The sequence below is a fragment of the Nostoc sp. UCD121 genome, assembly GCF_014222285.1.
Taxonomy (GTDB): Bacteria; Cyanobacteriota; Cyanobacteriia; order Cyanobacteriales; family Nostocaceae; genus Nostoc.
On sequence record NZ_JACKZS010000255.1, the window covers coordinates 1 to 9,837 of the forward strand.

8 protein-coding genes and 1 pseudogene are annotated in these 9,837 nt (G+C 39.9%); 5 read left to right on the top strand and 4 right to left on the bottom strand.

Annotated features, from left to right (window positions below; genetic code table 11):
* Positions 1-259: 259 nt before the first annotated feature.
* From mnmG to GNF10_RS32085, 4 genes and pseudogenes are all read left to right on the top strand, one after another.
* Positions 260-2,182 (top strand): tRNA uridine-5-carboxymethylaminomethyl(34) synthesis enzyme MnmG, encoded by a 1,923-nt coding sequence (gene mnmG / locus GNF10_RS32070; RefSeq protein ID WP_185581987.1) that lies wholly within the window; start codon positions 260-262, stop codon positions 2,180-2,182.
* 47 nt (positions 2,183-2,229) lie between these two features.
* Positions 2,230-2,442, top strand: a complete 213-nt coding sequence (locus tag GNF10_RS32075) for a hypothetical protein (protein WP_185592864.1) — start codon at positions 2,230-2,232, stop codon at positions 2,440-2,442.
* Complete coding sequence (locus tag GNF10_RS32080; protein ID WP_185581986.1) at positions 2,412-3,719, top strand: hypothetical protein; 1,308 nt, start codon at positions 2,412-2,414, stop codon at positions 3,717-3,719. The genes GNF10_RS32075 and GNF10_RS32080 overlap by 31 nt, the downstream gene beginning before the upstream one ends.
* A 221-nt stretch (positions 3,720-3,940) precedes the next feature.
* A pseudogene (locus GNF10_RS32085) lies at positions 3,941-4,363 on the top strand (four helix bundle protein).
* A gap of 53 nt (positions 4,364-4,416) precedes the next feature.
* Here GNF10_RS32085 and GNF10_RS32090 read toward each other — a convergent pair.
* Entirely contained in the window at positions 4,417-5,982 is a 1,566-nt protein-coding gene (locus GNF10_RS32090) for a glucosaminidase domain-containing protein (RefSeq protein ID WP_185607356.1), read from the bottom strand.
* A gap of 216 nt (positions 5,983-6,198) precedes the next feature.
* Entirely contained in the window at positions 6,199-6,960 is a 762-nt protein-coding gene (locus GNF10_RS32095) for an N-acetylmuramoyl-L-alanine amidase (RefSeq protein WP_185581777.1), read from the bottom strand.
* A 196-nt stretch (positions 6,961-7,156) separates the two neighbouring features.
* Between GNF10_RS32095 and GNF10_RS32100 the strand changes: the two genes are divergently transcribed.
* Positions 7,157-7,432 carry a hypothetical protein gene (locus tag GNF10_RS32100; protein ID WP_185581776.1) on the top strand — a complete coding sequence of 92 codons (276 nt, stop codon included), beginning with the start codon at positions 7,157-7,159 and terminating at the stop codon, positions 7,430-7,432.
* Positions 7,433-7,611: 179 nt separating this feature from the next.
* Here GNF10_RS32100 and GNF10_RS32105 read toward each other — a convergent pair whose 3' ends face one another.
* The gene (locus GNF10_RS32105; RefSeq protein ID WP_260446204.1) at positions 7,612-8,232 is read right to left on the bottom strand and encodes a hypothetical protein; all 621 of its coding nucleotides are present in this window, start codon (positions 8,230-8,232) and stop codon (positions 7,612-7,614) included.
* A gap of 258 nt (positions 8,233-8,490) precedes the next feature.
* Positions 8,491-9,438 (bottom strand): DNA polymerase III subunit delta', encoded by a 948-nt coding sequence (locus GNF10_RS32110; protein ID WP_185581775.1) that lies wholly within the window; start codon positions 9,436-9,438, stop codon positions 8,491-8,493.
* Positions 9,439-9,837 lie beyond the last annotated feature (399 nt).

A 9,837-nucleotide genomic window follows, 5' to 3' on the forward strand; every position in this document is an offset into this window, starting at 1 on the left:
GTATTTAATATATCAGTAAGAAAATAATTCGTGTTAATTGCTAACTATGTGAACAATAGTTGTGATAAACAACCCGGAATGTTGTCACAAATTTTAAAAAATATAATATTTTTTATTGAATACTCAAGTTTAAAAATAGAAACTTGTCTCTGATTGAGTACTAGTAAATTTGATAACTTTTTTATTAGAAAGTTACATCCATGAAACCACTGGAACAGCTAAAATTGAAAAGAACTCTAAGCTTGCCGATCCTGTAAGTATGACCATGCACAATTCCGTTGAATTCCAAGACGCTTTTGATGTCATAGTCGTCGGTGCAGGTCACTCCGGTTGCGAAGCGGCTCTTGCCTCTGCACGCCTCGGTTGTCGTACCCTGTTATTGACGCTCAACTTGGATAGAATCGCTTGGCAACCCTGTAATCCAGCAGTGGGTGGCCCGGCAAAATCTCAGTTGACTCATGAGGTAGATGCCCTCGGCGGGGAAATAGGTAAAGTAGCAGACCGTACCTACCTGCAAAAACGTATCCTCAACTCTTCACGGGGGCCTGCTGTTTGGGCATTACGCGCCCAGACAGACAAGCGCGAATATGCAGCAGTGATGAAGAATATTGTCGAGAACCAAGAAAACTTGACAATCCGCGAAAGTATGGTGACAGATTTAGTACTGGGTGCTAATGATGAAGTCATCGGCGTTGAAACTTATTTTGGTGTAGGGTTCCAATGTAAAGCTGTCATCTTGACAACTGGCACTTTCCTGGGCGGCAAAATCTGGGTTGGTAACAAATCAATGCCAGCCGGACGCGCTGGAGAATTTGCGGCTGAAGGATTGACACAAACCCTAAATCGCCTGGGATTTGAAACCGGAAGACTCAAAACTGGAACTCCAGCACGAGTAGATAAGCGATCGGTGGATTATAGTAAAATGCTCATCCAGCCAGGAGATGAAGATGTACGCTGGTTTAGTTTTGACCCAGAGGCATGGGTAGAACGGGAACAAATACCCTGCTACATCACCCGCACCACCGCCGAAACCCATCGCCTAATTCAAGATAATTTGCACCTGTCACCAGTTTATGGCGGTTGGGTGGAAGCCAAAGGCCCGCGTTATTGTCCCAGTATTGAAGATAAAATTGTCCGCTTTGCTGATAAGGAAAGCCATCAAATCTTTATTGAACCAGAAGGACGAGATATACCCGAACTTTATATCCAAGGGTTTTCTACAGGGTTGCCAGAAAATTTGCAGTTGCTTATGTTGCGGACTCTTCCAGGTTTGGAAAAATGTGTAATGCTGCGTCCGGCTTATGCTGTGGAATATGACTATTTACCTGCAACTCAGTGTTACCCCACACTGATGACGAAAAAGGTTGCGGGACTATTTTGTGCTGGGCAGATTAACGGCACTACAGGTTATGAAGAAGCCGCAGCCCAAGGACTGGTGGCGGGAATTAACGCCGCTCGATTTGTTCATTCTCAAGAAATGATTGTGTTTGCCCGCGAGCAAAGTTACATTGGAACGCTAATGGATGACCTGTGTACCAAGGATTTACGGGAACCTTACCGGATGCTCACCAGTAGATCAGAGTACCGCTTATTATTGCGTTCGGACAATGCCGACCAACGTTTGACAACCTTGGGACGAGAAATTGGTTTAATTGACGATCGCAGATGGGATCTATTTACCCAAAAACAAACGAACATTACCACAGAAAAACAAAGATTACAAGCTACACGAGTCAAAGAACATGATGAAATAGGAATAGCGATCGCATCTGATACCCAACAATTAATTAAAGGTTCAATTACACTCAACGATTTACTACGCCGTCCGGGATTCCATTACGTTGATCTCGACAGGTTCGGACTGGGAAACCCCAACCTCAACCGCGCTGAGAAAGAAGGCGCAGAAATTGACATCAAATATCATGGCTATCTCGCTAGGCAACAAAATCAGATTGACCAAATTGCCCGCCAAGCCCACCGCCAATTACCTGCGGATTTGGATTATACAAAAATTGATACCCTTTCTAAAGAGGCACGGGAAAAGCTGACTCACGTAAAACCACTCACTCTTGGTCAAGCCGCACGTATAGGTGGTGTAAACCCAGCCGATGTTAACGCTTTATTATTATATTTAGAATTGCGTAAAACCAAGAGCCAGCAAGAGTTTCCAGCGTTAGCTTAACACAAACTTGATAAAGACTGAGTATAGTAGTAAGCAGGGTGATTGGTATGATAGATGACATAACTATTAGTACTGCTATCATCACAATCCCCAGATTCAAGTTGATTTTAATACCAACGCTCAACCAACTCGTCTCAATAAGACGGCGGATTGGATATCTTATCTGTAATCCTAATTCCCAGGCAGTAGGCGCGGCGTTTCCTCGTCCTAGCAATAACCCAGAACGTCTATGTTACAAGAAGCCAGTACCCGTCTCATAGTACCAGAACCATCAGAAGAATTAATCGCCAACGAGCCTTGGTCGATAGAAAACTATGCTGATGGTCTCATGGATGAACTCTTTGCCGATATCGACTACATTCTGGATGTTAGTGATAATCTGCCTTCTCAAACCGTTAGGCATGGTAGGCAGAACAAAGCTCAACGCCACTCGCCTCCAGAATACGTGCCTCTGCAAACAGTTACAATACCGCAGATTATCTTACCAAACGGACAGTCAGTTACTCAAAATAACAACAAGCACTTGAGTACCGTTGTCTTTGATAACGGCACCATTAAACCAGTTAGTAGAAAGCGTCAAAAAAGCAGTCGGACTTTGGGCAAACTGCTGATTGTCGGAACAACTTTAGGTGTGGCGATCGCTAGTATTCTCTACTTGGTACAGTCTGGAGTCGTATATCTTTTAAATCCCAACTTTACCCAGCAAGCTCTTCTAGCACCGCAATCACAATTGCCTGGAAAAACAGAAATTGAGGCAGATTTGGTTGACTATATGCTGGGAGCGCTGGCAGTTATAGACAAGCAAGAATTAAAAGGCAATCGAAAATCTTTCAGTTCGGGATTCTCCAGTCAAACAAATACTAATCAAATAGCCCTTAGTAACGGGCAAATAACTGGTAATTTACCACCACTTCCACTTCTCGCAAACAATACACCACTAGCCCCTAACCGTTCCGGCAGCGTTGTTGAGCGGATCTATGTTCCTGTTTATCAAGCGCCGTCGCCAATGCGCTATGCGCTGCCAGCAATTCCTGGTAGTCCCGCACTTGTACCACAAGTTGCCAGTGCATTGCAGGCATCTCAACCTAATATGGTGAAAACTGCCCTAAATACGGTGCAACAAGCTGCCAAGCCTGTAACCGTCAATATGTTAGCGGCGGCTGTACGAGCAGAACTTAAACCTGTAGCGGGACGAACTGCACCCATTACCGTGCGGCAAACACCCAAGCCTCTACCTGCATTACCAGTGGTTCCATTACGTGCAGCACTTGCGCCAGAGTCAGAAGCAACTATTACCCAGGAACAAGTATATCCGGCAACTGCGATCGCAGTTGCACCGAGTAATACCCTAGAAGGATTACTAGAGTTAGGTAACAAATCTGCCGCTTTGTTTAAAATCGACGGCGTAACTCGCCGCATCAATATGGGTGAAAGCATTGGCCAAAGCGGTTGGACACTGGTAGAGGTTAGTAATGGCGAAGCTGTCATCCGCCGTAATGGTGAAGTGCGATCCATTTACACAGGGCAGAAGTTGTAAAATCCAAGGTATCTAAAACTCACCAACAATTAGCTTCTTACTAGGGTGTTGATTTTGTACCTTTTCAGGGGTTCAAAATTCATGCACAATCCTTTCCAATCCTTGGTTTTAGTAAAATTTGCAGTGGGAAAAGTTACTTTTCGCGTTCTTTAAGTAATGAGTAATAAGTAAATACCCATTACTTATAAAGTAAAATTGAATTACCACATTCTTTTTTACTCATGATTAATTATAGCGCAAATATCAGTATTCAAGAAAGAACAGAGAATTTTGTGATCAGAGTTATCAAGGCTTATTCTGAGTTAAACAAAAGAAATTTTGACGATGCTGGTAAAATCTTATCTAAACAATTTTTAAGAAGCGGAATATCAATAGGTGCAAACTGTTCAGAAGCTAAATATGCACAATAAAATAAAGATTTTATCAATAAGTATTCTATAGCCTTAAAGGAAGCCAGTGAAACCCTTTATTGGATAAAAATAATGATAAAATCGGAGTTGGTGTCAAAATCAAAATTTCAAAATCTGATAGAAGAGAATGAAAGAATTATTAAGATATTAACAACTTCAAATCAACAAATTGAAAGAGAATTAAAAAATAATTCACTCATTACTCATTACTCATTTAATTTGGTTCACCGATGATGACACCAAAACTGTCTGAATAAAAAATGGGTAAATCTCATCAAAGTCAACACCTAGCTCCTTACTGGTGGGTTAATTTCAAAATGAATATGGTTGTCGTGACCATTTAGAGAAACACAAAGTCTCTCTTTAATTAGCTGTTGATCGTTGAAAAAGACTGCCCGTACCAGCTTTTGATTAGTAATAGACTTGAGAATAGCTCGTGCAGCATCTCGATCGTAGTTAGAACTCGACCAAACAATACCACCAAAATTCCCATTTTTTTGGGGTAAATAAATATCGCACATCATGCCAGTTTCATGTCCATGATGATCGGGAGTATCACCTCCATGAGGAAGACTAACATCGTTAATTGCGAATGGAGCAGCTAGGGGATGAGTGTTACGATAACTGTTTTGATAATCTTGGGCAATTTTTTTAATCACATCAGCTAACCAGTGTGTTCCAAAATCGTGGTTATCTTGAGTATCTTCCAGTTCACCGTTAACCAAACCATTATTCGGGTCACTTTTGGGCATCAACTCCCACCGTGGTGCATTAGCTGCTTGCAACCATCGATGAGTTATTCCACCAACATCAACTCTACCATCACCATTAACAGTACTGCGACCGGCAATAATTGATTGAAATAGTTTGATCGCATCAAATAGTCCTCGATCTCTGTCTGCACTGTCAGGATCGCCTACCCATTTGTAGCCTAGCTCATACAATCGCGCCTTAATAGCCTTAACATCAGCAGCTTTATTGACTCCGCCAATTCCCACACTACCATCGAGTTTAATTGCCTTCGCTCCTGGTAAGCTGGATGCTGTAGGTTGTTGAGTGTTCTCATCGTCCTTGTTATCAAAAGGAACAACAACTTTAATGGGAATCTCTAGAGTTTGATCGTCAACAGTAATTATTATCCGGCGATCGCCTTCTTGTTTAAAAACGAAATCAAATTGCCATTTGCCATCCTGACTAATTGCTACACTTAGGGCTGGAAATTTATCGTCGATCGTAATCGACAAAACTTTGCCACTGTCGGTTAAAGGTGCTACGCCCTCAACTCTGAAATTTTGTCCTAATTCAACTTCTTTTGGCACACGAATTAACTGAAGTTGTTCCACTGAAGCGGGAATGGTAACTCCACCTGCATTAGCCAGTAACTTTTGTGCCTCTGGAAGCAAGTCTACAACTTTACTGACATATTTAGGGTCGGATGAATAGCCTTTAGCCTTGAGAAAGCCAAGGAAATTTTCTGGTGTATTGGTATACTCCTCTAAACCTTTATACGGTGTGCGAGTTAAAAACTTCCAATAACCAATAATAAAAGCGTCTATATCCGTAAATTTACAGAATTCAACTTCTTCTGGTTCAGAAGGAACCTTAATTTTTATAGGTTCAGCAAACCCTTTCATATCAGGGATTCGCCATTTTAATCCCGCAAAATTATTAGCATTGACAGCAAGATCGCTTTTACCTCTGGCAGACTCTAGTAACCATTGAGCAAGGGTAACTTCTTTTAAAATTTGCCGATTTATATCATTAATTTTTACATTTATAATCCCAAGTTCTGTAAATATTTTTGCTAGATTCTTCTGGGAATAAGTATTTACTAAATTATCTAATAATGACATCTGTTATTCCTATTAAAAATTATTTGTATAACCCCGAACTCTTCGAGCATCGGGGGTTATATAGCAGTCCTAAATTATTTTAAAAATAAATGAACCGCAGAGACGCAGAGAGCGCAGAGAGAAGAATTGGAGATTTTCACGGCTCATTTAGGATCGCTATAGATATTAACCGAAACTCCAATAAATAATTGAATATTTTTCCTTTGAAAGGAAGTCCTAATCTTTTTCTATAATTTTGGCGTGTCCAGCAAAAACAAAATGCTCGTTTCGGTTTCCTTTACTTTTATCAGGCCACTTAACCCAATAATGGTTTTCCTCAAAATGGGCATTTAAAATAGGATATTTCCCTGCCTCAATATCGAATAGAGATTCTTTTGGTATTTCTGATGCCTGTTCTGTAGAAGGCTTTAAAACTGTTTTTGTTGTAATTTCTAGAATGTAGTTTTTATCAGATTTATCTTCATCTTCCTTTGATTCACCAATTAATCCATCTTTAATGGCTTCAGCCATTTTTTCAGCATCAAATCGATCCATATCTGTTTTGGAATCACAAAAGCAGCACTCAATTAAAATAGCTGGCATTTGTGTATTTTTAATAACAAAAAAGCCTGTACTTTTGACTTTTCTATCATTGAACCCAAGTTTAACAATCTCTTTTAAAACTGATTGAGCAATACCTTTTGATGCATTACTAATAGCAAAAATTTCTGTGCCATTGGCTATACCATTAAACTTATTAAAGTGAATCGAAACAAAGACGTTAACATTATTGGCGTTCGCTTTATTAACTCGTTGTTTCAGAGAATCGTTTACACTGCTAGCACTTGTGGGCGTGCAATCAATAGCAGTATGACCTGCTGCTTTGAGTTTTTGTATCAATTGTGTACCAACTGCTTTAGTTAAAGCATCTTCTTGTTTGATACCTGTTGCCCCTGTATCTGGAGGGCAATTGTGACCAATATCAATACCAAATTTCATAGAGTTGATGTCCTTTTTATAGTTTTAGAGGTGTGCATTAACTTACTACACAGTATTAATTATTAACTCATAAGCGATCGCTCTGTCGGTGAGAAAAAGTGAGTTGTTACTGTAAAAAATTGTAACGTTTTACATAAAAATCCCATTAAAAACAGAAATCTCATAAGTTCAACCTATAAATAAAGCAGGCTCACCCATGACTGCACAAGAGGCTCTAAATTTAGTCGATACTCTTTTAGGCTCTACCTTTGGGCAAAGACTCAATGATGTTCAATCTGTGGTTTTGCTGGAAAGTTGGCTAGGACACACTTATGCGGAAATTGCGGTGCAGATAAGTTATGAACACGACTATATCAAACAAGTGGGTTCTCAGTTGTGGCAATTAATTTCTCAGGTAATTGGTGAAGAGGTTTGTAAAAAAAATATCCAATCTGTTTTACGTCGCTACCAGCAGTCTCAAAGTCGTGGATGATGAAATAGCATTTCAGTTGGGCGTTTCAGACTAATATTCTCATAAACGCCAGTGATGTCTTATGATAATTCATATAATTATTAATTAACTAGCGCTTTGCGCTTTTTATAAGTATTACAAATTAATACTTATTTGGTCATTGTTTGAATCAAAATTATGTCCCACATAAGAGCTTTTGCTTAGTAAATGCTTCGCCAACCTTTCACTGTACCTTTGCCAATTTCGCTATCAACAGTTTGACCACCTTCTAAGATTAGCCTGATGTTTAAGTTCTCATCAGGAGCATTTTTTAAAGCAGTGGCTAATTCTTGACTGACAGCAAAACTACCGGTTAAACCGTCTAATTTAAAAACTTTTTCTCTGACTTTGAGCAAAATTTTATCGACTTTCTTAGTAGTGACAAATCTAATAAAGTCAGGTCTAGGATATACATAACCTGCGGTATAGAAAGAAGACGTTGCTTGACCAGAATTTACTGTCACAAGGACTCGAATGCTTGAAGGAGTCCACAAGCTAATAACTTGTTTTGAACCTTCACGGTACAAATTGCCACCTAAAGAGTTGCGGTCAAAAACCCCAAGAAATTCCCCTTCAAAAGGGTCAACGATTCTCACGGTTTTCGACCAAGGGACATCCATATCTGGGGACAATCCTGCTGATTTGACTATTGGTAAATCGCTTGATGCTTTGCCGAGACTAGCTACCTCTTGAACATTGAAAGCAGCACAAAGTTCAGGAGAAAGCACAGCCAAAATTGCCCCTAAAAAAAGAACTGGAATTGTCTGCGATAACTTCATCATAAGTCACTGGTACAATCTTCAAAGATAGTAATCGGATAGCCTTTATTAGTCATCCCCCACAAGACTTTTGTTTGCTATGAAGATTTAAAAATTAAGCAAATTTCAGTACCTTTGCGTAATGTCTTTTAACTCGCCGCATTCTCTACAAGATGTTTTACGTAGCTTAATATCAATAATACACAAGTACTAATTATTTACATGCGCTTAAGTAATATTATTTAATATTGCTATTTGTACAAAAGTTTGTGAATGCAATTTTCATTTTTGACATATAGATAGAAGCAGGCATTCCCAAACAAGCCTAGGTTGAGCGTAAGCAAGCAAGTATTTACGAGATTGTTCTAGCTGATTAATAATACTGGGTTGATGCCAACGCTGCCAGTAGAATTGCTGAAGGTAATCAACTAACCACAGTTGGGCTTCTGTATCTAAATCCTTATCAATTTTCTTGGCTAACTCCAAGGCTTTGCGGTAGGAAGCAGGGGCTTTTTTCAAATCTTCGAGTAACTCCGGGGGAATAGTTTGTAATTGCTCGTAAGATGCGATCGCACTTCCAGCACTGCCAGCTGCTATACTCAGCACTGCCTGATTTTGCAAAATTTCTTGATGACCTGTTTGTGTAAGTACAATAGCCAAAGACTGTGCATCTAAGCGATAAAAAGGAATGCGTTGACAGCGTGACACCAAAGTTGGCAAAACAGACTCAGGTGTAGGTGCAATTAAAATTAACGTCGCCTGTCCCGGTTCTTCCAAGGTTTTAAGTAAAGCGTTGGCTGCGGCTTCTGCCATTGTTTGGGCTTCTTCCAGCACCACCACATTTCTCGGCGCTTCCAAAGGCGGACGACTTAAAAACTCGGTAATTTCCCGAATTTGCTCTAGCCGAATTACAGGTGGTGCTTTACGCTTCAGTCCTTTCTCAAGCGCTTCTGCTGCTGTTAATCGTTGTCCCTGGTATTGATACGTCGGTTGCACCCACAACAAAGCTGGATGGTTTCCCTGACGCAAACGGTTTTGTAAAGCCGCAGTGACTCCCATCTCGCTAGAAAATAGCAATTCTATAAAGCACCTGGCTGCTAAACTTCTTCCTACACCATCTGGCCCCACAAATAGATACGCTGGAGCAACCCGGTTTTGTCTGACAGCCTGAGTCAGTAATTCTATAGCTTGCGGTTGTCCTACAAGTGTTGCAAATGGGTCAATAGTCATTAGTTAATTGTAGAGTGACATTCTCACTTCTACAAGAATTTTGGGATACAAAGTAGTTCTCGTACCTTAAGAGAAGCCTTTATACCATTTCACTTAAAAGTTGATACAAATAGGCAGCAGGGCTAAACAGTTAGAGACAAATTAGGCTTTTCGGTAAATGGTATTACACATATAAAATAGAGTGTGAATTTGCACATAAATACTTAAACTCATAGCAATAAAATTTTGATATTTAATAGCTATTTTCTAAGTATTTAACTCCTAAAAGATACAGCACTTGCATCTATTATGAGGTACACTAGATTAAAATATAAATACTTTGAAATGAAGTCTTACTCTGTCGATCTTCGAGAAAAAATAGTTGCAGCACATCTTGAGAAAAACATCTCAATCAGGAAA